The 26,990-nt window shown below is 66.3% G+C and carries 24 protein-coding genes and 2 pseudogenes; 16 read left to right on the top strand and 10 right to left on the bottom strand.

Annotation, left to right across the window (positions count from 1 at the left end; all coding sequences use genetic code 11):
* Positions 1-45: 45 nt before the first annotated feature.
* The 5 genes from ACIBQ1_RS07130 (at position 46) to ACIBQ1_RS07150 (ending at position 4,883) form a co-directional block, all read left to right on the top strand.
* Positions 46-1,353 carry an extracellular solute-binding protein gene (locus ACIBQ1_RS07130; RefSeq protein ID WP_397275161.1) on the top strand — a complete coding sequence of 436 codons (1,308 nt, stop codon included), beginning with the start codon at positions 46-48 and terminating at the stop codon, positions 1,351-1,353.
* Positions 1,350-2,279, top strand: a complete 930-nt coding sequence (locus ACIBQ1_RS07135; RefSeq protein WP_397275162.1) for a carbohydrate ABC transporter permease — start codon at positions 1,350-1,352, stop codon at positions 2,277-2,279. The genes ACIBQ1_RS07130 and ACIBQ1_RS07135 overlap by 4 nt, the downstream gene beginning before the upstream one ends.
* Positions 2,276-3,136, top strand: coding sequence for a carbohydrate ABC transporter permease (locus tag ACIBQ1_RS07140; RefSeq protein ID WP_397275164.1), 861 nt, complete (start codon positions 2,276-2,278; stop codon positions 3,134-3,136). Before ACIBQ1_RS07135 ends, ACIBQ1_RS07140 begins: the two co-directional genes overlap by 4 nt.
* Positions 3,137-3,203: 67 nt before the next feature.
* Complete coding sequence (locus tag ACIBQ1_RS07145; protein WP_397275166.1) at positions 3,204-3,965, top strand: IclR family transcriptional regulator; 762 nt, start codon at positions 3,204-3,206, stop codon at positions 3,963-3,965.
* Between the two features lie 12 nt (positions 3,966-3,977).
* Positions 3,978-4,883, top strand: coding sequence for a 5-dehydro-4-deoxyglucarate dehydratase (locus tag ACIBQ1_RS07150; RefSeq protein ID WP_397275168.1), 906 nt, complete (start codon positions 3,978-3,980; stop codon positions 4,881-4,883).
* Positions 4,884-5,399: 516 nt separating this feature from the next.
* On the opposite strand, the gene ACIBQ1_RS07155 is transcribed toward ACIBQ1_RS07150, so the two are convergent.
* Positions 5,400-6,869 carry an aldehyde dehydrogenase (NADP(+)) gene (locus ACIBQ1_RS07155; protein WP_397275170.1) on the bottom strand — a complete coding sequence of 490 codons (1,470 nt, stop codon included), beginning with the start codon at positions 6,867-6,869 and terminating at the stop codon, positions 5,400-5,402.
* A gap of 104 nt (positions 6,870-6,973) precedes the next feature.
* Between ACIBQ1_RS07155 and ACIBQ1_RS07160 the strand changes: the two genes are divergently transcribed.
* From ACIBQ1_RS07160 to ACIBQ1_RS07170, 3 genes are all read left to right on the top strand, one after another.
* On the top strand, positions 6,974-8,230 hold the full coding sequence (locus ACIBQ1_RS07160) for a glucarate dehydratase family protein (RefSeq protein ID WP_397275171.1): 1,257 nt from the start codon (positions 6,974-6,976) through the stop codon (positions 8,228-8,230).
* On the top strand, positions 8,227-9,477 hold the full coding sequence (locus ACIBQ1_RS07165) for a hypothetical protein (protein WP_397275173.1): 1,251 nt from the start codon (positions 8,227-8,229) through the stop codon (positions 9,475-9,477). Before ACIBQ1_RS07160 ends, ACIBQ1_RS07165 begins: the two co-directional genes overlap by 4 nt.
* 119 nt (positions 9,478-9,596) lie before the next feature.
* Positions 9,597-10,094 (top strand): DUF402 domain-containing protein, encoded by a 498-nt coding sequence (locus tag ACIBQ1_RS07170; RefSeq protein ID WP_397275174.1) that lies wholly within the window; start codon positions 9,597-9,599, stop codon positions 10,092-10,094.
* A gap of 316 nt (positions 10,095-10,410) precedes the next feature.
* On the opposite strand, the gene ACIBQ1_RS07175 is transcribed toward ACIBQ1_RS07170, so the two are convergent.
* Both ACIBQ1_RS07175 and ACIBQ1_RS07180 read right to left on the bottom strand, forming a co-directional pair.
* Positions 10,411-11,052 carry a response regulator gene (locus ACIBQ1_RS07175; RefSeq protein ID WP_397275176.1) on the bottom strand — a complete coding sequence of 214 codons (642 nt, stop codon included), beginning with the start codon at positions 11,050-11,052 and terminating at the stop codon, positions 10,411-10,413.
* Positions 11,049-12,245 (bottom strand): sensor histidine kinase, encoded by a 1,197-nt coding sequence (locus tag ACIBQ1_RS07180; protein ID WP_397275178.1) that lies wholly within the window; start codon positions 12,243-12,245, stop codon positions 11,049-11,051. The genes ACIBQ1_RS07175 and ACIBQ1_RS07180 overlap by 4 nt, the downstream gene beginning before the upstream one ends.
* A gap of 113 nt (positions 12,246-12,358) precedes the next feature.
* Here ACIBQ1_RS07180 and ACIBQ1_RS07185 point away from each other — a divergent pair.
* The 3 genes and pseudogenes from ACIBQ1_RS07185 to ACIBQ1_RS07195 form a co-directional block, all read left to right on the top strand.
* Positions 12,359-13,006: pseudogene (locus ACIBQ1_RS07185) on the top strand (ABC transporter ATP-binding protein); the annotation flags it as partial.
* 68 nt (positions 13,007-13,074) lie between these two features.
* Entirely contained in the window at positions 13,075-13,839 is a 765-nt protein-coding gene (locus ACIBQ1_RS07190) for an ABC transporter permease subunit (RefSeq protein ID WP_397275179.1), read from the top strand.
* Positions 13,840-14,609: 770 nt separating this feature from the next.
* Positions 14,610-15,278, top strand: coding sequence for an ABC transporter permease subunit (locus tag ACIBQ1_RS07195; RefSeq protein ID WP_397275181.1), 669 nt, complete (start codon positions 14,610-14,612; stop codon positions 15,276-15,278).
* Between the two features lie 691 nt (positions 15,279-15,969).
* Here ACIBQ1_RS07195 and ACIBQ1_RS07200 read toward each other — a convergent pair.
* The 3 genes from ACIBQ1_RS07200 to ACIBQ1_RS07210 form a co-directional block, all read right to left on the bottom strand.
* Positions 15,970-17,655 (bottom strand): ribonuclease J, encoded by a 1,686-nt coding sequence (locus ACIBQ1_RS07200; RefSeq protein WP_397275184.1) that lies wholly within the window; start codon positions 17,653-17,655, stop codon positions 15,970-15,972.
* A gap of 54 nt (positions 17,656-17,709) precedes the next feature.
* Positions 17,710-18,627, bottom strand: a complete 918-nt coding sequence (dapA, locus tag ACIBQ1_RS07205) for a 4-hydroxy-tetrahydrodipicolinate synthase (RefSeq protein WP_397275186.1) — start codon at positions 18,625-18,627, stop codon at positions 17,710-17,712.
* A 990-nt stretch (positions 18,628-19,617) separates the two neighbouring features.
* Positions 19,618-20,061 (bottom strand): GNAT family N-acetyltransferase, encoded by a 444-nt coding sequence (locus ACIBQ1_RS07210; RefSeq protein ID WP_397275187.1) that lies wholly within the window; start codon positions 20,059-20,061, stop codon positions 19,618-19,620.
* Positions 20,062-20,829: 768 nt separating this feature from the next.
* On the opposite strand from ACIBQ1_RS07210, the gene ACIBQ1_RS07215 reads away from it, so the two are divergent.
* The gene (locus tag ACIBQ1_RS07215) at positions 20,830-21,546 is read left to right on the top strand and encodes a GntR family transcriptional regulator (protein ID WP_397275189.1); all 717 of its coding nucleotides are present in this window, start codon (positions 20,830-20,832) and stop codon (positions 21,544-21,546) included.
* Between the two features lie 313 nt (positions 21,547-21,859).
* Here ACIBQ1_RS07215 and ACIBQ1_RS07220 read toward each other — a convergent pair whose 3' ends face one another.
* From ACIBQ1_RS07220 to ACIBQ1_RS07230, 3 genes are all read right to left on the bottom strand, one after another.
* Positions 21,860-22,063, bottom strand: a complete 204-nt coding sequence (locus ACIBQ1_RS07220; RefSeq protein WP_397275191.1) for a hypothetical protein — start codon at positions 22,061-22,063, stop codon at positions 21,860-21,862.
* A 542-nt stretch (positions 22,064-22,605) separates the two neighbouring features.
* Positions 22,606-23,202, bottom strand: a complete 597-nt coding sequence (locus ACIBQ1_RS07225; protein ID WP_397275193.1) for a zinc-binding dehydrogenase — start codon at positions 23,200-23,202, stop codon at positions 22,606-22,608.
* The gene (locus ACIBQ1_RS07230; RefSeq protein ID WP_397275195.1) at positions 23,147-23,710 is read right to left on the bottom strand and encodes an alcohol dehydrogenase catalytic domain-containing protein; all 564 of its coding nucleotides are present in this window, start codon (positions 23,708-23,710) and stop codon (positions 23,147-23,149) included. Before ACIBQ1_RS07230 ends, ACIBQ1_RS07225 begins: the two co-directional genes overlap by 56 nt.
* 153 nt (positions 23,711-23,863) lie before the next feature.
* Here ACIBQ1_RS07230 and ACIBQ1_RS07235 point away from each other — a divergent pair, with 153 nt between their 5' ends.
* From ACIBQ1_RS07235 to ACIBQ1_RS07245, 3 genes and pseudogenes are all read left to right on the top strand, one after another.
* A complete protein-coding gene (locus tag ACIBQ1_RS07235; RefSeq protein ID WP_397275548.1) occupies positions 23,864-24,127 on the top strand; it encodes a TetR/AcrR family transcriptional regulator in 264 nt (87 codons plus the stop codon).
* Between the two features lie 324 nt (positions 24,128-24,451).
* The gene (gene radC / locus ACIBQ1_RS07240; protein WP_397275196.1) at positions 24,452-25,108 is read left to right on the top strand and encodes a DNA repair protein RadC; all 657 of its coding nucleotides are present in this window, start codon (positions 24,452-24,454) and stop codon (positions 25,106-25,108) included.
* Between the two features lie 509 nt (positions 25,109-25,617).
* Positions 25,618-25,789: pseudogene (locus tag ACIBQ1_RS07245) on the top strand (transposase); the annotation flags it as partial.
* 313 nt (positions 25,790-26,102) lie between these two features.
* On the opposite strand, the gene ACIBQ1_RS07250 reads toward ACIBQ1_RS07245, so the two are convergent.
* Positions 26,103-26,261 carry a hypothetical protein gene (locus tag ACIBQ1_RS07250; RefSeq protein ID WP_397275197.1) on the bottom strand — a complete coding sequence of 53 codons (159 nt, stop codon included), beginning with the start codon at positions 26,259-26,261 and terminating at the stop codon, positions 26,103-26,105.
* A gap of 251 nt (positions 26,262-26,512) precedes the next feature.
* On the opposite strand from ACIBQ1_RS07250, the gene ACIBQ1_RS07255 reads away from it, so the two are divergent.
* Positions 26,513-26,989, top strand: coding sequence for a GntR family transcriptional regulator (locus tag ACIBQ1_RS07255; RefSeq protein WP_397275198.1), 477 nt, complete (start codon positions 26,513-26,515; stop codon positions 26,987-26,989).
* Position 26,990: the final 1 nt, after the last annotated feature.

Genomic DNA, 26,990 nt, shown 5'->3' on the forward strand with positions numbered 1-26,990 from the left:
CAAGTCCACGACTCAAGTCCACGTATGTGAACGGGAGGCGGTCTGATGTCACGTCGTCTGCTCGGGGTCGCAGTGACAGCGACCCTGGCCGTAACGCTGACAGGCTGCGGTTCCGGGGGATCAAGCTCAGACAACGCTCTGGAGATCTGGATCAGGCAGGCGCCCGATTCGGACTCCGCCAAGACGGCGGTGAAACTCGCCGACGCATTCACTAAGGCCAGCGGGGTGAAGACGAAAGTCGTCGCGTTATTCGACGACTTCGAGACCAAGCTCAACCAGCAGGCCGCCCAGAAGAAGCTCCCCGACATCGTCATCAACGACACCGCACAGCTCGGCAACATGCACTCGCAGGGCTGGCTGCGCGAGATCGACAAGGCCACGCTGGCCAACGGCGACAAGCTGTCCGACCGCGCATGGGTGGCCGCCACAGGGGCCGACGGCAAGTTCTACGCCGCCCCGTTCTCCGCCCAGGCCTTCGCACTGATCGTACGGAAGGACTGGCGCGAGAAGGTCGGCATGGAGCCGCCACAGACCTGGGAGGACCTGGCCAAGCTGGCCCAGGCGTTCACCCAGAAAGACCCCGACGGCAACGGCCAGGCCGACACGGCGGGATTCGTCATCCCCGCGGGCACCAAGCGCGGCTACGCCTCCTGGTACGCCTCCTCCCTCATCTACGCCAACGGCGGCGACTTCATCAAGAGCACCGGCGGCGGCCACTTCCAGGCCACCGTCAACGACCCGAAGACCGTCGAGGCCGTCCAGTACCTGCAGGACCAGTTCTGCAAGACCAAGTCCGTCAACCCCGGCGCCGTCAGCAACGACACGACCGTCACACACGAGGTGTTCGAGAAGGGCCAGGGCGGCATTTACCTGGTCGGCCCGTACGTGCTCGCCAGGTTCGTCAAGAGCATCGGCACCGACAAGATCGAAGTTCTGCCCCTGCCGAAGGGCCCGTCCGGCGGCCCCGGCACCCTCGGCGAGGGCGAGAACGTCTACCTGATGGCCGGCTCCGACCAGCAGGACGCGCAGAAGAAGTTCGCCGAGTTCGCGATCTCCCCTGATGGCCAGAAGATCGGCATGAACAAGGACGCCAACGGCGCCATCGTCCGCCTGCCCGTCAACACGCAGGTCGACATGGCCGGCGAACGGCAGGACCCGCGCTGGAAGGTGTTCCAGGACGCCTACGCGAACGCCGTCTACGCCCCACCCGTGCCGAACTGGGCGCCCATCCGCCAGGATTCGGCCGACTCCATCAACGCGGTCTGGGCCGACTGCGCCTCCAACGTCAAGACGGCCATGGACCAGCTGAACACCAAGCTCACGCAGGAACTCCAGAGCCAGAAAGCGTCATGACCTCGACACTGACCGAGGCGCGCAGCCGCACGACGACCCCCCACCGCCGCCCCAAGCGGGCGCGGTGGCGGGGGCCGCTGATCGCCTGGCTGTTCCTGGCGCCCGCGCTGCTGCTGTTCCTGTACTTCAAGTTCATCCCGATGTTCGTGGGCCTGTGGAAGAGCTTCTTCAAGGTCCAGACGTTCCTCGGTGACGAGTGGCTGGGCCTGCAGAACTACCAGACGATCATCAGCGACGCCGACTTCGCCGCAGCCATCTGGCACAGCATCCTGCTGGCGCTGGGCACCACGGTCGGCTCGCTGGTGCTGGGTCTGGGGTTCGCGCTGCTCATCGAGGGGCCGGCGCGCTATCTGTGGTTCGTGCGCACCGCGGCCTTCCTGCCCGTCGTCACCACGATGGCGGCCGTGGCCGAGGTGTGGCGGATCATGTTCCACCCGGCCGACAGCGGGATGCTGAACGTCATCATCGGCTGGGTCGGCATCGATCCCCAGCCGTGGCTGGCCAGTGAGCACTCCTCGCTGTGGTCGATCATGCTGATGAGCATCTGGCGCGGCACCCCGTACGACATGATGATCTTCCTGGCGGGGCTGGTCGGTGTCGACCGCACGCTGTACGAGGCCGCGGCCGTGGACGGCGCCTCCACCTGGCACCGGCTGCGGTACATCACGCTGCCCGCCCTGCGGCCGGTGTTCTGGATCCTGTTCACGCTGGCCGCCATCCGCGGGCTTCGGGTCTTCGTCGAGGTGTACGTCCTGACGAACGGCGGTCCGAACGGGTCGTCCGAGGTGCTGATGACCCTGATCTACAAGCTCGGGTTCCAGAAGAACGACCTGGGCGTGGCCTCGGCGGGCGGGATCGTGCTGTTCCTGGCCACGCTGGCGCTGACCCTGGTCGCGCAGATGTTGCGCAGGAGGCAGGCGTCATGAGGTTCGACAGCGCTCTGGGGCTGGAGTCGCGCAAGGGACCGCTGGCCGTCGGCGGAAAAGTCCTGATTTATAGCTTTATGGTGGTGGTTTTCACCGGGCCGCTGGTCGGGCTGCTCGTCAGCGCCTTCAGCAAGACGCTCGACCCCACCTCCTTCTCCCTGTGGCCGGACGAGTTCACGCTGGAGAACTTCGTCCAGGCCAAAGAGAAGAACGTCTACCTCTACCTGCTCAACTCCTTCATCGTCGTCGGCTTCGGCCTGCTGCTGCAGATGCTGGTGAGCGTCTTCGCCGCGTACTCGCTGGCCCGCAAGAAGTTCCGGGGCATGACGTTCGTGCTGCTGCTCATGCTCACCACGATGATGCTGCCCGAGGAGATCATCGCGATCCCCCTCTCGCTGGTCCTGGCCGACATGCCGCTGCTGCACGTGAACCTCATCGGCACGTACGCGGGCATGATCCTGCCGGTCGGGGCCTGGGGCTTCTCCATCCTGGTCATGACCGAGTTCATGAAGGAGGTGCCGGTCGAACTGGAGGAGGCCGCACGCATCGACGGCGCGGGCGAAATACGGATCTTCGCCACGATCATCCTGCCGCTGTGCCGTCCCGCGCTCGGCGTGATCGGGGTGTTCGGCTTCACGATGATCTGGGACCAGTACCTACTGCCCCTGATCGTCGCGCCCGAGTCGAGCATGTGGACGCTGCCCATCGCGCTGCGTTCGCTCCGCTCCGATGAGGAGGTGGGGATCGGCGTGCTGCTGGCCGCGTCGCTGCTGGCGCTGCTGCCGTCGATCATCGCGTTCCTGGCCTTCCAGCGACAGTTCATGCGCGGTCTGACAAGCGGCGCCATCAAGGGTTAAGCGTCCATGTATCTGGACGCTATCCCATATCCTGGATGTCGAACACGCAGCAGTAGATGGGAAGAGTATGGAGCCTCAGCTGGTCAAGTCCGCGGAACGGACGGTGCGCATCCTGGAGGCACTGGCCGAGTCGCACGACAGCCTGACGCTGTCGGAGCTCCAGCAGCGCACCGGGTTCCCACGCAGCAGCCTCCACGCCCTCATGCGAACGCTGGTCGAGCTCAACTGGGTCGAGACCGACTCGGCCAGGTCGGCGTTCGGGATCGGCCCGCACGCGCTGCTCACCGGCACCGCGTACCTCGACAAGGATCCCGCGCTGCCGTTCGCGCAGGAGACCCTGGAGGACCTGCGGGCGGAGATCGGACAGACCACCCACTTCGCCCGCCGGGACGGCGCACACGTCCTCTACCTGGCCACCCGTGAGTCACGCGAGGCCGACCACGTGATCCCCAGGGTGGGCCGGCGGCTGCCCGCCCACGTCACGGCGCTCGGCCAGGTGCTCCTCGCCCAGCTCACCGACGACGAGGTCATGGCCATCCTGCCGGACCCGCTGTCTGTGCTCACCGAGCACACGATCACAGACCTGAACAAACTGACCGGCGAGCTCGACCAGGTCCGCACCCGCGGCTGGGCCTACGAACGAGAGCAGGGCACGCCCGGCCTGGCCTGCGTGGCCGTGGCGGTCGACTACCGCATCCCGGCCACGGATGCGATCAGCTGCTCGATGCCCGCGAGGCTGGCGCCCGGCGAGGTCGAGCGGATCACCGAGGCAGTGATCAAACACACCCGCAAGCTGGCTGCCACCCTGCGCAGGGAGGGCATCCGCTAGAAAGGACTGTCGATGCGGCTGGATGGTGTTCTCTTCTTCCCGGTGACCCCTTTCGAAGCCGATGGCGACCTCGCCGAAGCCGTACTGGCGCGGCACGTCGCCGACGGAGTCGCGGCGGGAGCGGGAGGGGTGTTCACCGCGTGCGGCACCGGTGAGTTCAACGCCCTCGACCTCGACGAATACACCCGGGTGGTGGGCGTCTCGGTCACCTCCGCGGCCGGCCGCGTCCCCGTCTTCGCCGGCGCCGGCGGCCCGCTGCCCACCGCCAAGGCCATCGCCCGCGCGGCCGCGGCCCAGGGTGCCGACGGGCTGCTGCTCATGCCCCCCTACCTGGTCAGCGGCCCGCCTTCAGGCCTGGTGCGCTACGTACGCGAGATCGCGGCGACCGTCGACCTGCCGATCATCATCTACCAGCGCGGCACCACCCGCTTCACCCCCTCGGCAGTCGCCGAACTGACCGAGGTGCCCAACATCGTCGGCTTCAAGGACGGGCTGGGCGACTTCGACCTGCTGCAACGGATCATCCTCACCGTCCGCCGGTCCACCGACAAGGACTTCACCTTCTTCAACGGCCTCCCCACCGCCGAACTGACCGTCCCCGCCTACCGCGGACTCGGCGTGAACCTGTACTCGAGTGCGGTGTTCGCATTCGCACCCGAGATCTCGCTGGCCTTCTACAAGGCGGTGACGGGCGGGGACGAGGTACTGGCGCAACGGCTGCTGACCGACTTCTACCTCCCGCTGGTGGAGCTACGCGACCTCGTCCCCGGCTACGCGGTCGCACTGGTGAAGGCCGGGGTGCGGTTGCGGGGGATGGAGGTTGGAGGCGTACGCCCACCCCTGGTGGACCCGACGCCCGAACACATCGAGCGCCTGGAACGAATCATCACAAGGGGCCTGGAAATAGCCGGCGCCTAACCCCACCACACCGTCACCCCAACCAGACCGACCCTCACACCACCACACCATCACCCCAACCAACCAAAACCCGACACCACCACACCATCACCCCCACCAGACCAGCCCCCACACCACCACAGCACCAGACACCACCGCACCGTCAGCCCAACCAGACCGACCCTCACACCACCACACCATCACCCCAACCAGACCAGCCCCCACACCACCACAGCACCAGACACCACCGCACCGTCAGCCCAACCAGACCGACCCTCACACCACCACAGCACCAGACACCACCGCACCGTCAGCCCAACCAGACCGACCCTCACACCACCACACGGTCACCCCAACCAACCGGCGCCCCCATCACGACACCATCGCCCAAGGCCGACACCCGCCCCCACGACCGACCGGCCAACCTCACAGCTGGCCGGTCAGCCGCACAAACCGTGGCCACGAGCCCCAACGGCCGGCCCCACCTCCGCCATCAGCCCGCGACCACCATCACCCCACTTCAGGGGACCAGGTCGGTCACACCTCCAGACGACCGTCAACCCTCCGCGGAACGGACAGCGGGTTGTCGTCCTTGAGCTCGTCCGGCAGCAGCGCCTCGGGCCAGTCCTGGTACGCCGTAGGCGCCAGCCACCGATCGATCGCCGTCGCCCCGACCGAGGTGGTCGTCGTGGTCGCGGCAGGCCAAGGACCACCGTGCTGCATCGCCCAGCACACGGCCACCCCGGTCGGCCACCCGTTCCAGATGAGCCGGCCGGCCTTCCTCCCCAGCACCTCGACGACCTCGCCGGCCTCGTCCGGGTCGGTGCCGTGGACGGTCGCGGTCAGCGACCCGTCCAACCGCTCAAGCACAGGCCGCAGATCGGAAATTTCCCGATACGTCACCACGATCGACGCCGGCCCGAAGCACTCCTCGGCGATCCGCGGCAGCTTCTCCTCGAACGTGTCGAGATCGGTGGTGAACACCTTGGGCGTGACCGCCCAGCTCCCCTCCCCCGGCTTGCCCTCGGCCAGCAGGCGCAGCTCACCCAGCCGCTCGACACCGCCGAGGTACCCGTCCCTGATCCGCTCGGCCAGCATGGGGCCACCGCTGGTCCCCTCGACCGCCTCGGCCAGAGCCTTCTGCAGTTCGTCGCCTTCGGGCACGAACATGAGCCCGGGGTTCGTGCAGAACTGCCCGACCCCCAGCGTGAGCGACCCGGCGAACCCCGCGGCCACGTCCTTGGCCGGCGCGGAGGGCAGCACGACGACCGGGTTGACGCTGCCCAGCTCGCCGTAGAACGGGATCGGCACCTCCCGCTCATCGATCAGCCGCTGGATCGCCTTGCCCCCGGCCACGGACCCGGTGAACCCGGCCGCGACCACCCCGGGGTGCTGCACCAGATCGATCCCGGCCTGCATGCCCTGCACCAGACCCAGCAGGTCCGGGTACGGGAGCGCGTCACGAACGATCTTCGCCACCCGCTCGGAGGTGTTCGGATGCCCGGGGTGCGCCTTGACGACCACCGGACACCCGGCGGCCAGCGCGGACGCCGTGTCACCCCCGGCCACCGAGAACGCGAACGGGAAGTTGCTGGCCGCGAACACGGCGACGACGCCCGGCAGCGCGTGCTTCATCCGCCGCACGTCAGGACGGGGCGGCGCGAGCGAGGCATCCGCGTGATCGATGATGGCCTCGACGTAACCGCCGTCCCTGAGGACCTGGGCGAAGAGCCGGAACTGGCCCGCCGTACGCGCGACCTCACCGCGCAGCCGTACCTCACCGAGCGCGGTCTCCTGGTCGGCGAGCTGCCACAGCTCGTCCACGTGCGCGGTCAGCGCATCGGCGACGGCCTCGAGCGCGACCGCACGCTCAGCCGCCGGAGTCGCCCGCCAGGCCGTGCCGGCGGCGGCCGCGGCGGAAACGATCAAGTCGACCCCGGCACTGTCGGTCTCGGGCAGTGCGGCGCCAACGGTCTCGCCGGTCCTGGGGTCGTGTCCGTAGATCATCGAAAGGCCCTTCCGAGCTTGACACTTCTTCAGCCTGATTCTTACAGTTGCGGCAACTTGTCCACAAATCTGGCTATTGTTCACATATCTGGACGGCGGTCTAAATGATCATTAGGCAGATCCACGTCACCCCTGTCGCCTTCCGGGATCCGCCTCTTCTGAACGCCGCCGGAGTCCACGAGCCGTGGGCCCTCCGCACCATTGTCGAGGTCGTCACAGATGAGGGCTTGACCGGGTTGGGGGAGACCTACGGGGACCTCGGGCACCTGGGCAAGGTACGCGAGTGCGCGCAGGCCCTCATCGGCCTCGACGTGCACGCCACGAACACGATGTACGCCCGGATCAGTGCGATCGTCGGCCACACGGTGACCGATCTGCATGGATTGACCGGTGCCGCCACCAAGGAGAAGAGCATCGACCGGGTCTTCTCCCCCTTCGAGGTCGCTTGCCTCGACATTCGCGGCAAGGCGGCAGGCGTCCCGGTCACCGACCTGTTGGGCGGCCGCATCCGGGATGCGGTGCCGTACAGCGCGTACCTCTTCTACAAGTGGGCGGGCCACCCCGACGGGGAGCCCGACCGGTTCGGCGCGGCTCTGGACGAATCGAGTGTCGTCGAACAAGCGGCCCTCCTCATCAACGAATACGGCTTCGAGTCCATCAAGCTCAAAGGCGGTGTCTTCCCTCCCGACCAGGAAATAGCCGCGATCCGCGCGCTTCACGAGGCGTTCCCCGAGACACCCCTCCGCCTGGACCCGAATGCCACCTGGACGGTCGAGACCTCGATCCGCGTGGGCCAGGAACTGGAGGGCACCCTCCAGTATCTGGAAGACCCCACCCCCGGCATTTCCGGCATGGCGGAAGTGGCCGCCGCCGTCCCCATGCCGCTGGCCACGAACATGTGCGTGGTCACCCACGAGCACCTCCCTCCTGCCATCGCATCCCGCGCGATCGGCGTACTCCTCCTGGACCACCACTACTGGGGTGGCCTGGTACGTTCCGCGCATGTCGCCACCTTGTGCGACACGTTCGGCCTGGCGCTGTCCATGCACTCCAACTCCCACCTCGGGATCAGCCTGGCCGCCATGACCCATTTGGCCGCCGCCACCCCGAACCTCACGTTCGCGTGTGACACGCACACCCCCTGGCAGGATGGCCAGGACGTGGTCGCGCCCGGTGCCCTGCGCTTCGTGAACGGCGCCGTCCCCGTGCCTGCCGGCCCCGGCCTCGGCGTCGAGCTGGACCGCGACGCGCTGGCCGTCATGAACGAGCAGTACGAGAAATGCGGGATCTCCGCCCGCGACGACACGAGTTACATGCAACGCTTCGAGCCCACCTTTTCCGCAAGGAGACCGCGCTGGTGAACGTGGCCTACGTCTACCCCTGGGACATCGTCGGCGACCCCGCCGCCCCCGACCGCCTGGCCGGCCTGGGAGTGGAGGCGGTAGCTCTGGCAGCGAGCTACCACTCGACGAGAGCCGCCACGCCTTACCACCCGTCCCACCGCGTACTCGACGTTCCCTATCCGGCCTTCTACCTCCCGATCCGCCCTTCGTCCTGGTCCCGCCTGGTTCCCGCAACCCCCACCTGGACCCCGGAGGACGCGTACCTCCAGGCCAGAGACGCTCTGAAGGCGGTCGGCCTCCAGGTGCACGCCTGGACCGTCCTGACTCACAACTCCTACCTGGGCACCGCGAATCCCGACCTGGTCGTACGCAACGCCTTCGGCGACCCCTATCCGTACGCCATCTGCCCTGCCCACGAGGACGTTCTCGAGTACTGCGAGCACCTGGTCGAGGAGATCCTCGCGGTAGGCGAGCCGGACGGCCTCATCCTGGAAGCCTGCGGCCCGATGGGCTTCGGCCACCAGAGCGTTCACGAGAAGACCTCCGGTGCGGACTGGACACCCGCCGACTCGGACCTCCTCTCCTTGTGCTTCTGCACGGCCTGCGCCGACCGCTACCCGGCAACCACCCGGGACAGAGTCCGCGCCGCCATAGACCGCACCCACCCCACGGATTCATATCGAGCTACACCTGCCGCCACAGCCCACATCACCACCCCTGCAACAACCCACTCCGCGACATCCATTTCCGCGGCCCACACCAGCACCGCCCCGGTCGGCGGCACGGCCACCAGCGCTCAACCGCTCACGATCGAAGAAGCTCTCGGCGAACTGGCCGACGAGGTGCGCACCGTTCGCCGTGGCCTGTCCGATTCCCTCCGCCACCGCCTGATCGCCGTCGCCCGAAGGACCGCCCCCAGCACCCCCATCACCCTCCACGCCAACCCGAACCCCTGGGCAGCAGGAGCCTTCGCACCGCTGCCGTCGGGAGAACCGGGAGCAGACGTGCTCGTCGCCAACTGCTGGGGCGACCCCGCCACGGATGCCACGCGCCTCGCCCAACTCAAGGACCTGTCCACCCCGGGCCAGCGAATTGGCGCCTACGTCCTCGCCCTGCCCCCTCGCCCGGCCGACCCTGCGGTACTGGCCGACCAACTCCGTACGTACGCCAAGGCAGGAGCGACCGAGTTCCACCTGTACCACGCCGGCCTGGCCTCCCCACAACGCCTAGCCGCCATCACAGAAGCCCTACGCCAGCACACCTAACGCGACAAACCCAGCCACCCGAACTCCCACCGAAAACCGAACACCGTAAACCAGGGCCCTGCGCGATACGTGGGGCCCTGCGCACGTAAGCCCCCCACGCCATGGATAAGTTGCCACATGTGACCGATGTACGAGTTGTGTACCGGAAGTACGGCGGATCGCTGCACTGGAACCACCCCGGCCGACTGCTGGGCGAGGACGAACACGGAATCTGGGCAGAAATACCCGGCGGAACGGTCGCCCGCAAGGGCGAGGGCCCACCGGTCACGTGGGAGACCACTGCGATCATGTTATTCCCTCGAAACGCCTGGTGGACTGCATCCTTCAACACACCACCCCACCGGGCCGAGATCTACGTCGACGTCACGACCGTCCCAGAGTGGAAAGACGGCGAGGTGACGATGCTCGACCTCGATCTCGACGTGATCCGAATGCGGGACGGCCGGCTCATCCTCGACGACGAGGACGAGTTCGCCGAACATCAGGTCCTCCTGGGCTATCCCCCCGAACTCATCGCCCAGGCAGAAGCCACCGCACGCTGGCTACTCGACGCAGTAGGCCGCAGAAAGGGCCCATTCGACGGCACCCACCTCGAGTGGCTCGCAAGGACAACCTGACCAACTCAGCCCACTCATCCCCGCAAATTCATGAGAATCCGCACCATCGCAGCCCACCAAGAAAGCCATCGGCAGTCAATAAACACATACCCACCGCTGCACCGCGTCCTGCCACCTGCCTGGAATATGACTCTTCCCAGCACAACAGCGCGCTCTACTGCTACACCGCATCCCATATCGGGCCACACCCTGCTACGGCGATACCCGAGACCGTCGAAACCTCAGCCAATTTCTCGAACAGGCCGTCAACATCGACCTCGCAAAACGCAGACAGCTTCAACATCAACCACACAGCCCCATGCCGATGCACGCAAATTCAGCTCGCAGCTGAAACCAGCCCACTCTCATACGCCGCAATAACGAGTTGCGCCCGATCTCGGGCTTCCAGCTTGGCGAGCAGCCGAGTGATATGAGTCTTCACCGTAGCCAAGCTCACCTGAAGATATTCCGCGATCTCCCCATTGGACAAGCCCCGGGCGATCAACATCAGAACTTCTCGCTCCCGCTCCGTAATCCCGTCCAGCCCCTTCACCCGGGGCAGAACAGGCGTACGCGTGAACTCTTCGATCAACCTGCGCGTAACCGTAGGCGCCAACAGCGCCTCCCCACTCGCGACCACACGGATAGCGGCAAGCAGATCCGCAGGCGGCGTGTCCTTCAAAAGAAATCCGCTAGCCCCAGCCCGCAACGCATCATAGACGTAAGAATCGAGATCGAACATCGTCACGACTAGCACGCGTGAAACATCCCTGAGGCGCCGAGCAGCCTCAATCCCGTCCATTTCTGGCATTCGAACATCCATAAGCACGACATCCGGCCGCTGCTCCAAGGCAACACTAACAGCTTCGACCCCCGTGGCCGCTTCTCCGACGACAGCCAGATCAGGCTCGGAGTCCACCAGCACTCGAAAACTCCCCCTGAGCAACGCCTGATCATCGGCGATAACGACCCGGATCACGAGACGTCCTCATAAGGCAGTTCGGCGAAAACACGAAACCCTCGCCCAGAAAGGCGCCCGGCTTCGAACGTCCCGCCGTACATCATGACCCGCTCCCGCATCCCGATCAGGCCATGCCCGGTGCCGGCGGCGGACGACGTGCGACTGCCGGCTCCGTCATCCACCACCTCGATCCGAACCATCTTGCCGTCGGCGAACACGGACACCCAACAGCGAGCACGCGCGGCATGTTTGATGACATTCGTCAGCGCTTCCTGCACGATGCGATAAACCGACAGCCCCACGCCCTCAGGCAACCGCCCTCGCCCCTCGGGCTGTCCCTCTCCCCCCTCATCGCTGCTCCCGATCCGTACCTTGAGTCCGACCTCGACCCCCGCCAGCCGAGCCTGCGCAACCAACCCTTCGATCCCCGCCAGGCCAGGAGCAGGAACGAAATCAGGCTTGGACGACGATCTCAGCACACCGAGCAGATGGCGCATCTCAACCAGCGCGCTCCGACTGGCCGTCTCGATCACACGCAGCGCGTCATGCGCCTCATCCGGTCTGGTCGCCATCACGTGATTGGCCACACCGGCCTTGACGGCGATCAATCCCACGCTGTGCGTGACGACATCGTGCAGCTCGCGAGCGATCCGTAACCGCTCCTCCGTCACCGCCTGCGCCGCCAACCGCTCAGCGTCACGGGCAGCGTAAAACCTGCGCTCCTGCACGGCCCGACCGACCGTCCAAGCGCCGCCCAGCGCCGCGATCCCCATGAGTGGCTGGTCGAGATGCACCAGCCACCCAGGAGCGGTGTCACGCGGCGCACCCGCCACAGCCAGGCCGACAACCGTGACCAGACTCAATCCGCCGATGGCCGACGTCGGGACCAGGGCGCCGAACCTGTCGGACAGGGCGACTATATAAAGGACGTAAGCGGGCGCGAGGTAGGCGAATCCCACGACGTCGACCAGCGCGGCGAAGATGGCGAGCACAAGCGTGAAACAGAAGACGGGCAGAGGCCACAGTCTCCGCAGCGTCAGCGGCAGCCCCAGCCCGAGAGGGATGGCGATCCTCATCCAGGGCGGCAGCGCGGTGGCGTTCACCGCAACCGTGAAGGAAACTAAGGCGAAGCACATCCCTGCCACCAGATCGAGCATGAGCAGCTGGCCACGGCTCAATCGCCTGGCGAAGAAGGGATGGGTGTCGTCCACGCGTTGAACGGTAGCCGCTGCGGCGGTCTCCTCACGTCAACCCAGGGTCTGACCTTGAGATTCGAACCGTGGTCCGACGCGCCGGCGACCCGCCGTCCCGCATTCTTTACGGCGTGATCGAACTCCAGCACCTCACGAAGCGCTACGGCGGCACCCTCGCCGTGGACGACCTGTCGTTCAGGGTCGAGCCAGGCCACGTCACGGGTTTCCTCGGTCCGAACGGCGCGGGCAAGTCCACCACGATGCGCCTGATCCTCGGCCTCGACGCCCCGACCTCCGGCCAAGCGCTGGTCAACGGGCGCCGATACACGTCGATCGCCAAGCCGATGCACGAGGTGGGCGCCCTCCTCGACGCGGGTGCCGTCCACGGCGGCCGCAGCGCCTACAACCACCTGCTGTCCCTGGCCCGCACCAATGACATCGGCCCCACGCGCGTGGCCGAGGTGCTCGACCAGGTCGGGCTGGCAGGCGTGGCGCGAAAACGGGTGAGCGGGTTCTCACTCGGCATGAAACAACGGCTCGGCATAGCGTCGGCGCTTCTCGGCGATCCGGCCGTGCTGATGTTCGACGAGCCGGTGAACGGCCTGGATCCCGACGGCGTGCGCTGGATCCGCGACCTCATGCGCTCTCTGGCCGCCGAAGGTCGCACGATCCTGCTCTCCAGCCATCTGATGAGCGAGATGGCCCTCACCGCCGAGCGCATCGTCATCGTCGGCCGCGGCAAGCTGATCACCGAGGCCACGGTCGCGGAGCTGACAGCGCACTATCCCTCGCTCGAAGACGCCTACATGGCCCTGACCGCCGGCAGCGTGCAGTACGGGGCGCCCCGATGAGAGCGGTCCTCTCCGCCGAATGGCTGAAGCTGCGCTCAGTGACCTCCACTTACCAAGCGGTGGGTACGTCGGCCCTCACCGTACTCCTGGGCGTGGCATGGACCATCTATGTGAGCGGCCTGGCCGACGAGCGGGGCGAGCTGAGAGCCGCGGCCCCAGAGCAGGGCTTTCTCCCACTCGTCCAGATCAGCCTGGCTGTGCTGGGCGTGCTCGCGATCACTTCCGAATACGCCACGGGAACGATTCGCACCAGTCTGATCGCCGTCCCGAAACGCGGCACATTACTCCTGGCCAAGGCCGGCATCGTCGGCCTGGCCACATTGATAGCCGCGAACGCGGTCCTCCTGGTCACCTATTCGGTGAGCCGCTTGATAGCGAGCGGTCACGAGCTGGGCTTCAACGACACCTCGATCACCGACGACCTGCCGATGCTGCTCGCTTCCGGCCTGTCGGTGACCGCGCTGGCATTGGTAGGCCTCGGCCTGGGCACCGCGATCCGCTCAACGGCGGGAGCAATCGTCTCGATCGTGGCACTGCTTTTCGTACTACCGGGCGTCGTCAACTACTTGCCCCCACCCTGGAACACCCGCGTGGCCACGCTCCTCCTGCCGAACCTCGTCCCTCAAATAGCCGACCGGAGCCTCTCCTCACGTTTGGGCGACGGGCTCCTGCCTCCCTGGGCCGCACTAGCCGCTCTCCTCGCCTACCCACTCGTCGCCCTCGCCATCGGCTACTACCAACTCCACCGAAGAGACGTCTGAGTCCTCCCTCTTCCAGAACGAACACTCACAGGCATCGCCAAAACGAGACAGGCATCCACAGCACATCACCAGCCCTGAAAGAACGCCCACGCAGCTACTCTCGCCCAAACCGCATGTCCGCATGAGCATCCAACCGCGCCAGCAGTTATTGAGCACCCCCATATGAGGGCCGAGCGCAGCCACAAGTCTGCTCTCACTGCCGGAGCACGGACGCAAAGCCTGTTCTCACCGCAGGAGCAACCCGCCAAGCGAATGCTCTCGCCAGAGAGCACACCCGCTCAAGCATCTCCGGGCCCAGAACCAACGACCGTGAATGCCCCAACTGCAGTAACAACGTGAACAAGCACGCTTTCGCCACGAAGGACCACTCGGATGAGCATCTGCTTGCAGCCGGGAGCGCAGCTCAGGCGAGCGGCACCCAAGCGGCGGCATGTTCTTTCTCACACTTCGGCAAGCGCTACAACACGCCACACGAACGCCTATCCGAACGTCCCCACACCACGACAAAAGACCCCGGGAACGCAGCACTACACGAACACTCCCGCCCCCGAAAACAGTCACAACGTAACAATTCCCCCAAGAACGGACCAGCCTCATATGAACACATACATCCGAAGAATGGGCACCCGCGTGGACATCCTCAGCTCGGAGCGGACGAAAGCATGAGCGTTCTCGCCTCAGAATGGCTGAAGGTCCGCTCCCTCCGCTCGACGTACCTGATCCTCGGGCTCAGTCTCGGCACGGTCCTCCTGGGTCTCGCACTCGCCGTGATGGCCGCCAACATGTACGACACCGCTCCCGCCGCCCGACGGCCCAACGCCCGGATCGCGGACCTGGAGGAGGTGATCGTGATCGTGCCCCAACTGTGCATGGGCATCCTGGGCACGCTTGCCATCACTTCCGAATACGTAACCGGCTTGATCAGAACGAGCTTGACCGTCGTCCCGCGCCGCTGGCCCGTCCTTGTCGCCAAATCCACGATCGTGGGCGTACTAGGGCTGATCATCGGCTTGGTGACGGTTTTCGGCACCTACTTCGTCACCCGATGGGTGCTGGGCGACCGCTTCTCCGGCGCGTACGCCGGCGCCTTCGCGGACAGGCTGCCGCTCCTCACCGCCACCAGCCTCACGGTGTCCGCGTTCGCGCTGCTCGGCTTGGGCCTGGGCGCGCTCTTCCGCTCGACCGCCGCTTCGATCGCCACCTTGGCCGGCCTCGTCTACGTGATCCCCATGATCATCGGTAACATCCCCGAACCCTGGAGTGAACGCCTCGGCTCGGTGATGATCGGCGCACTTCCCCGCGAGATCACCGGCGACATCATCACCACATCGGTATACGGCTCCCTCTTGCCTCCGGCAGCCGCCGCCGCAGTGCTGGTCGCCTACGCGCTGGTCCCCTTGTTGGCTGCCACGTGGCTGGTCCGCCGGAGGGACGCCTGAGATGTCCGCCTCGGAGCCTTTGATGCGACCTGCCCATCACCAAACCAGGCCACGCCCGAGCACCGGTTCCCGGCTCAGGGGCGCATGGCAGCTCATCCGCCGCATCATCGGTCTTCCAGGGGTCCGCCGCGACACCAACGCAGCGGCGACGCGCGCAGAACAAGCATGCATGCCCGTCCGCTGGACGCGGAGGCACCTGCAGGATCCAAGAGATAGCACCGAACCATCGACACCATGTGTTCTCGTTCAGTGGGACGCAGCGGCGTCAAGTCCCCCGAACCACCTCGACCACCCTGCACGGCGGGACTGCCAAACGCCCGTCACCGTTGGCACCCACCCCGCGAGGCGAGACCGCCAAAGACCCCAGACAACCGGCACCCACCCCCAAAGGCAAGCACACCAACCGCCCACAACGATCGGCACCCACCCCACAGAGCGGGACCGCCAAACGCCCCTGACGGTTGGCGCTCACCTTGAGGGGCAAGGTTGCCGGAGCCCCCAGACCGTCCCGGAGAGGCGACAGCGCCAAATCGTCCAGGACGTTACTGCTCGTCCGGAGGGGAGGAGGCAGCCCATCGCCCAGCCGACCGTCGGTCTCGCCAAGGAGCGAGCGACGCGGTCGGACATTCGCCCCACGCCTGCTCTCCCAGAGGTACGGCAGACGACATCGCCTGCCGTACCAGGGGGAGGCTCAGACCTCGAGAACTACCGGGATGATCATGGGTCGGCGGCGGTAGGTGTCGCTCACCCAGCGTCCCACCGTACGGCGGACCACCCGGCGGATCTCCTGCATGTCGACCACCCCGTCCGCGGCCTTCTCCGCGAGGGCTCGCTCGATCTGCGGGATGAACTCCTCGAACTGGGCGGGGTCGATGCCGGAGCCACGCGCGTGGATCTCTGGGCCGGCGGTGAGCTTGCCCGTGTTGGAGTCGACCACGACGACCACCGAGATGAATCCCTCGTCGCCGAGGATCCTGCGGTCCTTCAGCGAGGTGTCGGTGATCTCGCCCACCGACGAGCCGTCGACGTAGACGTACCCGGCATGAACCGCACCGACGATCTTCGCACGGCCGTCGACCAGGTCCACCACGACGCCGTCCTCGGCGATCACGATGTGGTCCTCCGGCACGCCCGTGAGCGCGGCCAGCTTGGCGTGCGCGCGCAGATGGCGCCACTCACCGTGTACGGGCATGAAGTTCGACGGGCGGGTCAGGTTGAGCACGTACAGGAGCTCGCCGGCGGCCGCGTGGCCGGAGACATGCACCTTGGCGTTGCCCTTGTGCACGACGCGGGCGCCCCACCTGCTCAGTCCGTTGATCACCTTGTTGACGGCGGTCTCGTTCCCCGGGACCAGCGACGAGGCCAGGAGTACGGTGTCGCCCTCGGCGATACGGATCGGGTGATCGCGGTTGGCCATCCTGGACAGTGCGGCCATGGGCTCACCTTGAGAGCCGGTGCAGACGAGCACCACGTCGTGCGGCGGCCACTCCTCGATGTCGCGCGAGTCGACGATCAGCTCCGGCGGCACCTTGAGATATCCAAGGTCGCGGGCCACGCCCATGTTGCGCACCATCGAACGTCCGACCAGGGCCACCTTCCGGCCGTGCCTGGCCGCAGCGTCCATCACCTGCTGAATGCGGTGCACGTGCGAGGCGAAGCTGGCCACGATGACCCGCTGTTCGGAGGTGCGGATCACCTCGTCGATGACCGGTCCGATCTCACGCTCGCTGGTGACGAACCCCGGCACTTCGGCGTTGGTCGAGTCGGACATCAGCAGGTCGACGCCCTCGGTGCCGAGCCTGGCGAAGCCGCCGAGGTCGGTGAGACGTCCATCGCTCGGCAACTGGTCCATGCGGAAGTCGCCGGTGTGGAGGACGATGCCGGCAGGCGTCCTGATGGCGACTGCCAGCGCGTCGGGGATCGAGTGGTTGACCGCGAGGAACTCGCAGTCGAACGGCCCGAAAACGTGCCGTTCGCCCTCGACGACCTCGAGCTTGGTCGGTTGGATCCTGTGCTCGGTGAGCTTGGCCTCGATCAGGGCAAGCGTGAGCCTCGATCCGATGAGCGGGATATCGCGCCGCTCGCGCAGCAGGTACGGCACCGCCCCGATGTGATCTTCGTGGGCGTGCGTGAGCACCACGGCTTCGACGTCGTCGAGCCGGTCTCTGATGTATTCGAAGTCAGGCAGGATGAGGTCGACACCCGGCTGATCGGGCTCGGGGAAGAGTACCCCGCAGTCGACGATCAGCAGGCGGCCGTCGTATTCGAAGACGGCCATGTTCCTGCCGATCTCCCCCAACCCGCCCAGCGCGACGATGCGCAAGCCGCCGTCAGGCAGCACCGGCGGGGGACCAAGCTCAGGATGCGGATGGCTCATGCCTGGCCCCCACGGTCAGTTCGTGTTCTCAAAACTCCCGGTTCCTCCCCGTTCCTATGCGTCTGTCAACTTCACCCCGCCGGCTACCAGGCAAGCACGCAGCTCGGCGATTTGCGTCTCTGTGGCGTCCACGAGCGGCAGTCGTACCGGACCCACCGGTACGCCCACCATGCTCAGTGCCGCCTTTGCCATGATCGCGCCACCCGCACGCAGCATGATCCCGTCGACCACTGGGGTCACCTGGCTGTGTACGGCCAGGGCCTGGGCGACGTCGCCGTTCTTGTGCAGGTGGATCATGCGCGCCAGCTCGGCGCCCACCACGTGCCCGACGACGCTGACGAACCCGGCCGCCCCCAGGGAGAGCCAGGCCAGGTTGAGCAGGTCATCGCCGGAGTAGAAGGCCAGATCGGTCGCGCTCATCACCTGACTGGCGGCGAACAGATCACCCTTCGCGTCCTTCACGGCCACGATGCGTTCGTGCTGCGCCAGTCTCAGCAGAGTCTCGGTCTTGATCGGCACGCCGCTGCGTCCCGGAATGTCGTACAGCATCACCGGAAGGTCGGTCGCATCGGCGACAGCGGTGAAGTGCTGGTACAGCCCCTCTTGAGGGGGCTTGTTGTAGTAAGGCGTCACCACCAGCAGACCGTGCGCGCCCACACGTGCCGCCTGCTTCGCGAGCTCGACACTGTGGCGGGTGTCGTTGGTGCCCGCCCCTGCCACCACAGTCGCGCGATCGCCGACCGCATCGAGGACGGCGCTGACGATGCGCTGCTTCTCCTCGTCCGAGGTGGTGGGCGACTCACCGGTCGTCCCGTTGACGATCAAGCCGTCATTGTGCTGCTCGTCCACCAGATAGATGGCAAGACGTCGCACGGCCACATAATCGACCTCGCCGTCAGGAGTGAACGGCGTGACCATGGCGGTCAGCATGCGGCCGAAGGGCGCGTCTGTGGTTCCAGTTGGCGATGCCATAGTGCGAACGCTACCTGGATTCAGAAATCCATTGGACGCCGCCACCCCGCTTTGCCTGCCTGGAGCCGCTTTTTGCCCCCTTTCGCGGACATCTCAGAGGCTTGCCTGACGACGACAACCATCTCACCTAGCATCAGAACGCGCTCAGCTGATCGCCAAGTCACAGCGAGGGCCCCCAGCAAGCCTCTCAGGACCCCGCGCCTGGCTGCCACAACTGTATGGCGGGCAGGTGTGGTGCCCAGCTGCATAGCAGGCACACGTAGTGCCCAGCTGCATGACGCTCAGGCGTTGGCACCCGGCTACGGAGGCCAGGCGTGATGCCCAGCAACATAACGACCAGGCGTGGCACCCAGCTGCATAGCAGGCACACGTAGTGCCCAGCTGCATGACGCTCAGGCGTTGGCACCCGGCTACGGAGGCCAGGCGTGATGCCCAGCAACATGACGACCAGGCGTGGCACCCAGCTGCATAGCAGGCACACGTGGCGCCCAGCTGCATGACGCTCAGGCGTTGGCACCCGGCGCACGGCAAGCAGGCGTGGCGCCGGGTCTGCCCACAGCAGCTACAGCGCCCTTGAGGTTACAAAGGTGCCATGTCCGGCCGTCGCGGCCGCAAAGCAGTGGCGGCTGGTGAATCTTCCAACTGCCGCCGAAGGAGCCATCAAGGCGCACGGTGTGTCACATCCGACTATCGCGGCCCAAGGCAGCGTCGGCCCTCAGACCTTCTCACCGCAGCCAAAGCACCCACCGGGCCGAATGGGGTGCCGCATCTGACCATCGCCACCTGGCACCGGACCGGCAGGCGCCGCACGTGGCCGTTGACTCCGCGGCACCCGTCCGGCCATGGCGACGAACCGTACCCGGCAGTTGCGGCGGGCTCCTCCGCCCCAACGGGCGCCGCGGAGGAGCGCCGCTGCTGCGCTCGCCGAACTTTCGAAGGCGAGCTCGGCAGCGTACGCGCGGTTGCCCGGATGGCGGCAGGAAGCGGCTACTACGACAGTTCGATCTGGTACCTGATGAAACCTCGGTTCTCCGCCACTTTGTCGTACAGGCTGCGTGCTGTGGCGTTCGATTCATGCGTGTTCCAGTACACGCGGGAGCAGCCGCGTTCCCTGGCCCAGCCGGTCACGGCTTCGATCAGCGTGCGAGCCACGCCTTTGCCTCGGACGTCCGGAGCGGTGAACAGGTCCTGCAGGTAGCAGACGTCGGTGTCGGGCGCCGAGGTGTTCGCGTGGGAGAAGAAGTGCGTGATGCCGACGAGCCGACCGTCCAGCCTCGCGCCGAGGGCGTGCAGGCGGGTGTCCGCCTGGAACTCCTGCCATGCGCGGTCGTACATCTTGTCCGGTTCGACTCGCTGGTAGAAGTCGATGTACGCGCGGAACAAGCCCTCCCAGACATCTCGGTCGGACGGAAGGAGCTTGCCTATGTCGATCATGAAGCTTCCTCTTGCTTGGACATCTCCCAGGTCACCGGTCGGCGGTGGCTCGGCGCAGCAGTGTGGGACATGTCCTGGCGAGTGATTGATGGCGAAGTCTGTGCCGTCAAACCTAGGGAAAAGTGGCCCACCGAGGTACGGCCACTCCACGGCGATACGAGGAGACCACTTGCGGGCAGCCTGCCGGGCGAGGCCACCGCGACCCGTGCCGGGGAAATGACAATTGCTCACCAAGTGCACCCCCGCGTGGACGGTGGATGCGTGGCAGGCGTATCGAAGAGCAGTGCATACCCACCACGCGCTCTCAATGGCAGTGCATCCCGGACGCCCGCATACCCCCAGCTCGCGTCGAAGGCTTGCGCCGATCGCGCAGCTCGCGAGGCGGCCAGTACCAGGCAGGTGCACCAGCGTTCAGAATGCCTCAAGGGGCTGGGCTCACTCGCCGTACGTTGCAAGGTCCGCGCCGCTCGACCGGCAAGGACGGATGCGCCCAAAGATCCAGATCACCGGCCGTGTTCGGCCAGGTCGGACGAGGTCAGCACCCCATGGTGCGCACATTGGAAGAGGCCGCCGATATGTGCTCGGGGGTACACACATCGACGACCTCTACCGGAGAATCGGTCCCTCTTACACCGGTGTTACAGGGTTTCTCCGATAATTTTCTGCCATCGCAAAGTTGGGGCTCCAACGACCATCGATGACGGTCGGTTACCTGCCGAATACGGCAACATGGGGCAACGCCTCACACGAACCCCCAGGGATGGACTAGTGGCCACCTCAGATCCGGTCTACCTGCGTGTCGTCGAAGACATTCGGCGACAGATCACCGACGGCACCCTTCCCCCCGGCGCGCCGATCCCATCGCGAGCGCAGCTGACCCGTAAATATCAGGTCGGAGAGACCGCCGCCCGGCACGCCCTACGCGTGCTCGCGGGCGAGGGCCTCATCATCGGCCGCGTGGGCTCGGGCCATTACGTCAGGGAACGCCCCGACCTGACCTCGCTCTACCGATGGCGCTTTCTCGATCATCCCGCCCCGTTCGCGGCCGACCTGCAATCGCAGGGCAGACGGGTGACATGGGACTGGCATAGCGAACCAACCGAAGCAGGGCCTGACATCGCCAAACGCCTGCGCCTCAGCGAGGCGACCACGCTGACCAGAACGCACTACATCTTTCGCGGCGAGGGCAAACCTTTGCAGCTCGCCACGTCGTACGAGCCTCTGGAGTTCACACCGCAGTCCGAGGAGGAGCGGCGCAGCCTGGTCGCGAGAATGTACGCGCATGGCGTAAAGATCACCGAGGTCGTCGAGAGCGTGCACACCCGGGTTCCGCGCCCCGCGGAGAGTGACGCGCTCGATCTGGCGGCGGGCGTCCACGTGCTGCACATCGAACGTACCCACTGGGCTGGTGACCGTCCCGTCGAGACGAGCGATATCGTCGTTCCAGGCGACCGGTTCAGGGTCACCTACAGCATGCCCGTCTGACCTCTCGGACGCGGGCGTCTCCGGGCGAAGCCCCTTCTCGCCCGGAGCCCCAAGCCGGGCACCTGGACATCTTCGGCGGGTGTGGCCGGTTTGGTGGTGCGTCGAGCCTGGGCAAGGCCCGATCCGGTGGGTAAATCCGTTCCGCAATCGGGTATATATCGGGCGCGGCGGGCAGGGCCATCGGTCAGGTGCCCCGTGCAGGGCCAGCAGCTGTGTGGACGTCATCCCGTCCGTGTGGATGTGGTCATTCTCTTGCCTTCGCGGCGGAGCAGGAGGTTGTACGCGCCGCGCGAACTGCTGTCGGCGTCGAGGGTCACGTCGGACTCCTCGTCCGGCCCGCCACCATCGGACTCCTCGCCCAGCCCGCACCAACCGCGTGGCCGATCACGTGGGCGGCGCCGAGGTCGCGGCAGAACCCGGCATACGCGGCGGTAGCGTTGCCGCCCATGGCACGCACGGCGCTGGGGGTGTCGCCCATGGCCTGCACGAGCTGGAGCGCGATGTTGCCCCCGCCCATGGCGATCTCCGGCGGCGCGGTTCCTGGAGACCGTGACACTGGCGAGCGAGCCGTCGGCCCCGACGGCGAAACAAGACCGATGGCGAGCTGGTCCTGACGGCGAACCGAGACCGACAGCGAACCAGCCCCGACGGCAAGCCGAGGCCGACGGTGAGCCGAGGCCGACAGCCAGCCGTGGCCTGACAGCGAACCGGCCCCCGCCAGGCAACTGGGGGACGACATCGCGAAGTGCCCGCAGGGCAGTGATCCCGATGCGAGGGCAAGATGTCGGTCGGCATGAGATCACTCGTGGTGCGGGCTTGGCTGAGGGTGGAGAGCTTGGCTGCGGGCGGGGGCTTGGCAAAGATCGTGGAGCCGCGGGATTGGCGGTGACACGGCCGACTGCAGCGCCTGTACGGCCGTGAAGCCAGTACGTCCGCGGACTCCCGCCAGAAACTCCACACCCGCTGCCCGACCGCTTCAGCCTCCCGCGAAGTCTGTCCCCGAACCTCCGCCCCACATCGTGCGCATACCGCCCGAGCGGATCTTCACATCGTTCGGGTTCACGCCGGAGCCGTGGACGCGGAGGAACGCCTCCCCTGTTTCGGATCCAGCTTGGATATGGCGCGCACGTTCAGCTCATCGGCGTCGCACTCGGCGGCCCGCATCATCAAACATGCCCCTCCCCCCATCGAGACGACAAACTTCCCGCGATGCCGCATACCAACGAAATCCTGATAAGACCGGACGGCATCCGCGAACCGATACCGGCGGCTGATCGGATCGGGCAGCGTGCCGTCGAGCAAATACGCCGCGATGGCCCGGAGCGTATGGTCATGGACCTTCAACGCGCCCATCACCACGGTCACTGACAGATCTTCCCGGCCGAACGCGGACTGTTCGGGCGTACCAGGCGTGGTGCTGAGCAGGCGCCCTCCAGGGCGGATCGCCCTGGCCGCCGCGATCAACGGCTCGCCCCTGAGCGCCAGGTTGACGATCGCGTCGACACCACCCGGATGGCGTCGCAGACTCTCCTCGGCGACATCAGCCGTGAGGTAGTCAAACGAGCTCACTGCTCCGAGCGTGCGGACATACCGCTCGTCCTCACCGGCCGCCGTCGCGATGACCTCCACCCGCCCGGCCGGCATCGGCACCACCACGCTGCCGGCGCCCCCAGCCCGCGCCGATCACCAGGACCTTCTCCCCCGGCTCGAACTCGCCGACCTCGACCACCGCGAGCCCGGTCATCCCCGTGCTGGGCAGCGCCGCCGCCACCTCGGGGCCCAGCGCATCCGGCCGTTCAGCCAGGTAATCACCGACAGTGACGACCGCGTACTCGGCCATCGCCCCCGAGGCGATCGCGGCCATCCCCACACCCTTCGCGTACGACGGCGGGGCCCCGAACCCGAACACCTCGTCCCCCACCTCGAACCCGTCCGCATCGGGCCCGAGCCGCGTCACTGTCCCGGCGAGTCGGTGACCAGTATGTGCGGGAAGTCCGGCGGCACCTGGTCGCGCACGGTGCCATCGGCCGGCAGGAAGTCGCCGGAGTTGATCGAGGCCGCGCACCCGTACCTGGAGCTGGCAGGGGCCGGGCTCAGGGACGGGAAGGTCCTTGATGGCGAAGAGGTCCGGCGGGCCGTACTGCTGGGCCACGAGTGCTCTCACGGTCATCCTCAATCCAGGCATGTTGTCGGGACGTCATGCTGCCGACCAGGGAGATGTGCCGATCTGGACAAGGATCGAGATTTGTCGCAATAAACCGGCAACGTCCTGATCCGCCGTACGCGAAAGCTCCTGAGGGACGCGTTGGTCTGACTCATCGAGGAACGCGGGTTCGAATGTCTCACCGTGCGCCAAATTACCGAACAGGCCATGGTGAGCAGAGCCGCCTTTTATCGGAATTATCGCGACAAGTACCACCTCGTGGAACAGATCTTCGACGAGGCCATGGAGGCGTTGCCGGGCAGCGTGGCCGAAGGCGACGAGCGGTCCCCGATCGAACGCTGGGCCGCATTCTTTGAACATGTCACCGAATATCGGCGTTTGTATGGCGCATTACTCGGCAGGAAAGGCAGCCCGTGATTCGCGGCGAGGATGCAAACTTCGCTCTCGAACATAATCGCCCAGCACCTGGACCCGCTCCCCACATCAGGCGGCCTGGTGGCGACGCTGGCGGGAGGCATGTTCGTGCAGGCGATCACGTGGCGACTGGAGAACAGGCGGCCGATGTCACCGTACGAGATCGCCGCGCAGACGCGCCGGCTCGCCTCAGCCTTGATCACCGAGGCCGACCGCGCGCCAGGCTTACACAATTCCCCCACCCCTGCGACGAACGCTGGATTCCCGACAAAACCGCAGGTCAGAGATTGTCGGTGCGCGCTGATACAACGGTCGCGGAGGTTGCCGATGCGAGTCAAAGACCTGGCCAAGAGCGACCGGCCACGCGAGCGGCTCATGTCCAGCGGCGCTGCCGCGCTGGCGGACCGCGAGCTGCTGGCCGTGCTGCTCGGCTCGGGATTTCGCGGGTCGAGTGCCCTGGACCTGGCCAGCCAGGTGATCAAACACTGCGGAGATCTCGATGGCCTCCGCCGTTCGGACCCGCATCGGTTACTCGCCGTGCCCGGAGTGGGCCCCGCCAAGGCCGCGCGAGTCGCCGCGGCCTTTCATCTCGTACGCCGTGCGGACGCGTGGCCGGAGCGCGAACGGATCACCAGCACATCCGACCTCGCCAACCACTGCGCCCCGCTGCTCCGCGGCCGCAAGCAGGAGCGGCTCGTCCTGGTGGTGTGCGACACCCGCGGCAGGGTGCTGAAGCATTCGATCCTGACCGAAGGCGCATCCGACCACACTGCGGTGCCGATCCGGGAGGTGATCACGGAGGTGCTCACCGCGAGCGGAGCCATGTTCGGGCTCGCCCACAACCACCCGGCCGGCTCCCTCGAACCGAGCGCATCCGACCTCGAGGCCACGGCCCAGCTCGTACACGCTGCCGAGACGGTGGGGCTACGGCTCCTCGACCACCTGATCATCACGGACGCCGCTTGGCGGCGAATCCCCACATAAATCGATTCCTCTAGGGACCATGAACCCACCGAACACCAAAGGGAATCATCCCGTGTATAGCGCCGAACTGCAGTTTTCCAAGTGACGCCCATGAGAATCTAATACCGCGGGTAGGCCGTTACGGACGTCAGCCGGCCATTACTCGCAATGGCATGGTCCCGTGCCTCCGGAGGGCTCGGGACCATGCCCGTCACTCGCACCGATTCCAGGCGCGGCCCGGCGCTCTTCGGCGGGCGCTCGGGCAGGCGCGTCGCCTGGGATTGCAAGGTGCGCCCCCGATGGCACCTTCGGGTGCCATCACCTAGGGTGTCCGGTTCGCGCGCTCGGCGGCCTAAGCGCGAACCGGACACCTGTCCATCCCACTCTCCGCAGGCCTGCGGTCGCCAAGCGATGAGAGCGCTGTTCGCAGGGTGCGACACAACCCTTGTCCCTTGAGAGCTCCAAACTTCAGGATCAAGGCACGGCTTTTGTGCGGAAAGGCACCTGCGGACGCTTCGCCCACGGGAGTGGGGGCCGACTACGGCGAACGCGGCAGTGAACGGACCAACTCGTACAACGGTTGCCGGGCCTCGAGTGGGACATCCGAGCCGGCACCGTAGAGTTGACGACCCCCAAGCTGCGCCAGGGCTCGTTGTTCCCAACTGGGTGCTGGGACGCCGGCGCCGGGCCCGGCAAGCTCTCAACTGGTGATTTCCGACTGTCACCGCGATCGGCGCGCCCTTGGCGGGCGTTTCCTCGCAGAGTTGCAGGACACTCCACCTCCACAACCTGCCGATCTGCGTACCCAAGTCCGCGCCTCCGTTCGTGTCCGGCATCTTCGACCGGCCCGGCACCGCCTCCGTGCGTACCCAGTGCGCCTGGATCGTCCAGCAGAGTGCAGGGAAGGCGACAAGACGAGAACCCTGTCCATGGTGCGTCGCGACCAGCCACCTACGGCGCTTCAAAGGCGTCGGCGACGTGTGAAAGCCAAACCCTGCCGACGCTCGGGTTGCGGTCAGCAAGCTATCCCGTCCAGCAATTGAGCCCAGGTGACCATTGCCTTTGAGTGAATGACCCGGCCGCTCTCGTCGATCACCGTCTTTTGGCCAACGCGGCGGGTCCTGCGGATGAAGTACTGGCCGCCGCTCTCGCACAGCTCGTAGAACGTCGGCATGCAAGCACACGTGTAGTCCCGGACTCGTACGCGTGCGGTGTGCGGCAACACGGGATCCCACCTGATGGCCACGTGGTCGGGTCGTGGATCCCCTACATGGACTGCGATCCGGCAGCAGGACCGGTCAAGGGGCTTGGGCATGGATTAAAGATACGTCTGGTTGTCTCCTCTTGCCTAGCGAGTAGGTGCACTCTGTCTAAATAGACAGAACGATATGGGAGGTCTTGCACCTGTTGGTCTAAGTTGCAGGCGTGCTCGACTACGACGGCGACACCCACATCTACCTTCAGATCGCCGAGATCCTTCGGGAGCGGGTCTCCGGTCTCGCGTCCGGACACCCGGTGCCGAGTGAGGCGGACATTCAGCAGGAGTTCGGAGTCGCCAGGACCACTGCCAGGCGGGCGGTGCACGTACTTCGCGAGGAAGGACTCATCTACACCGTTCAGGGCGAAGGCACCTTTGTCGGCGGGCCAGACGAAGCGCCTCGTAAGCAGCGGAAAGTCCCTCTATACCAGCAGATCGCAACGGATATCGCAGAACAGATCAAGGAGGGACGCTTCCCGCCTCGGCGCTCCATACCGGGCGAGTCGGCGCTGGTGGAGCAGTACGACGTAGCCCGGGAGACGGTACGGCGCGCCATCGCGCTCCTGCGGGAGCAAGGATGGATCTACACGGTCCCGCAGCGAGGCAGTTACGTGTCTCCGAAGGAGTCGTGGCCCCTGGCCTGAC

The sequence above is a fragment of the Nonomuraea sp. NPDC050153 genome, from assembly GCF_044460125.1.
GTDB lineage: Bacteria > Actinomycetota > Actinomycetes > Streptosporangiales > Streptosporangiaceae > Nonomuraea.

What these genes read in the sequence shown, in the direction of transcription:
- ACIBQ1_RS07130 (WP_397275161.1), top strand. Translation starts at nt 46, where the DNA reads ATGTCACGTCGTCTGCTCGGGGTCGCAGTGACAGCGACCCTGGCCGTA.
- ACIBQ1_RS07135 (WP_397275162.1), top strand. Translation starts at nt 1,350, where the DNA reads ATGACCTCGACACTGACCGAGGCGCGCAGCCGCACGACGACCCCCCAC.
- ACIBQ1_RS07140 (WP_397275164.1), top strand. Translation starts at nt 2,276, where the DNA reads ATGAGGTTCGACAGCGCTCTGGGGCTGGAGTCGCGCAAGGGACCGCTG.
- ACIBQ1_RS07145 (WP_397275166.1), top strand. Translation starts at nt 3,204, where the DNA reads ATGGAGCCTCAGCTGGTCAAGTCCGCGGAACGGACGGTGCGCATCCTG.
- ACIBQ1_RS07150 (WP_397275168.1), top strand. Translation starts at nt 3,978, where the DNA reads ATGCGGCTGGATGGTGTTCTCTTCTTCCCGGTGACCCCTTTCGAAGCC.
- ACIBQ1_RS07155 (WP_397275170.1), bottom strand. Translation starts at nt 6,869, where the DNA reads ATGATCTACGGACACGACCCCAGGACCGGCGAGACCGTTGGCGCCGCA.
- ACIBQ1_RS07160 (WP_397275171.1), top strand. Translation starts at nt 6,974, where the DNA reads ATGATCATTAGGCAGATCCACGTCACCCCTGTCGCCTTCCGGGATCCG.
- ACIBQ1_RS07190 (WP_397275179.1), top strand. Translation starts at nt 13,075, where the DNA reads ATGAGAGCGGTCCTCTCCGCCGAATGGCTGAAGCTGCGCTCAGTGACC.
- ACIBQ1_RS07195 (WP_397275181.1), top strand. Translation starts at nt 14,610, where the DNA reads ATGGCCGCCAACATGTACGACACCGCTCCCGCCGCCCGACGGCCCAAC.
- ACIBQ1_RS07200 (WP_397275184.1), bottom strand. Translation starts at nt 17,655, where the DNA reads ATGAGCCATCCGCATCCTGAGCTTGGTCCCCCGCCGGTGCTGCCTGAC.
- dapA (WP_397275186.1), bottom strand. Translation starts at nt 18,627, where the DNA reads ATGGCATCGCCAACTGGAACCACAGACGCGCCCTTCGGCCGCATGCTG.
- ACIBQ1_RS07210 (WP_397275187.1), bottom strand. Translation starts at nt 20,061, where the DNA reads ATGATCGACATAGGCAAGCTCCTTCCGTCCGACCGAGATGTCTGGGAG.
- ACIBQ1_RS07220 (WP_397275191.1), bottom strand. Translation starts at nt 22,063, where the DNA reads ATGGGCGGGGGCAACATCGCGCTCCAGCTCGTGCAGGCCATGGGCGAC.
- radC (WP_397275196.1), top strand. Translation starts at nt 24,452, where the DNA reads ATGCGAGTCAAAGACCTGGCCAAGAGCGACCGGCCACGCGAGCGGCTC.
- ACIBQ1_RS07250 (WP_397275197.1), bottom strand. Translation starts at nt 26,261, where the DNA reads ATGCCGACGTTCTACGAGCTGTGCGAGAGCGGCGGCCAGTACTTCATC.